The organism is Clostridioides sp. ZZV15-6383, from assembly GCF_020657735.1.
Taxonomy (GTDB): Bacteria; Bacillota; Clostridia; order Peptostreptococcales; family Peptostreptococcaceae; genus Clostridioides; species Clostridioides difficile_D.
In genome coordinates this window covers 1-1,035 of sequence record NZ_JAGWCV010000127.1, presented here as the reverse complement: position 1 = coordinate 1,035, position 1,035 = coordinate 1, and the positions used below count along the sequence as shown (strand labels likewise).

Genomic DNA, 1,035 nt, shown 5'->3' with positions numbered 1-1,035 from the left:
TATTGATAATATGGATTATGATGAAAAAAATGACTATTATATTTGTAAAAATAGCAAAAAACTATTTGCTAATAAAATAATAAATAGGAAATCAAAAACAGGCTATAAAAGTGAAATAACTTGTTATACTTGTGAAGAATGCCATGATTGTCAATATAAAAGCAGTTGTATTAAGGAAAATAATAGTAAGATTTTTCTTGAAAATAGAACTAAAAACTTACAAGTATCTAAGTTATTTCATGAAAAAAGAAAAGAAAACTTAAAGAGAATTATAAGCCCGGAGGGGTGTGAACTTAGAATGAATAGAAGTATACAAGCAGAAGGAGCTTTAGCTCAAGTAAAACAAAATATGAAATTTAGAAGATTTTTAAGCCGAGGTAAGGAAAATGTTATATCAGAATGTATTATTGTGGCGATAGCTCATAACATTTCTAGACTACACAATAAAATAGTAAAAAATAAACGTGGAATATATCTTATCTTTGTCATGCATAAATTTACTTAGAACATAAACTTTATGTAAAACAATAAAAAAAGTCAGTTAAAAATCAGCTGAAATGACTATTTTTTGCCTTGTCTGTATGGTATATAAATATATAAATTTTGATAGGAGGAATGATGCTGAACACTTTTATGAGAAAAAGAAATAAAAACTATGTAGTGTGCTTAGAATTTAGAGATGATGAATCAAGGAAGAGAAAGTAGAAAAAGATGGGAGGATTTGAAAAAAAGAGAGATGCTAATAAAAGATTAGATGAAGTTAAAGGCAGTTTTCTTGTTCCAAATTAAGTTACTCTAGCTGAATTTTTATTATGCTTTCTTGAAAAGTATAAATATAATATTTCAGTATATACAGAGCTACATTCTGTCAAAAGATATCGTTTTTAAAAATTTAGAAATATTCATATACAAAGTTATAAAAAATAATCCTTTCTAACGAGATTTTGAAAGGAGGGTATTTTTGCAGTTACTTTTATCAAATTTTATATAGAATATTCTTAATTATTCATGTAAAATTATCTCAACAGACAAAAT

At 25.2% G+C, this 1,035-nt stretch carries 1 protein-coding gene; it reads left to right on the top strand.

Features of this window, described 5'->3' with window-relative positions:
• Positions 1–505: transposase (locus KGF42_RS19055; RefSeq protein ID WP_227826902.1), on the top strand; the 505-nt coding region annotated here is incomplete at its 5' end.
• Between the last annotated feature and the right edge of the window lie 530 nt (positions 506–1,035).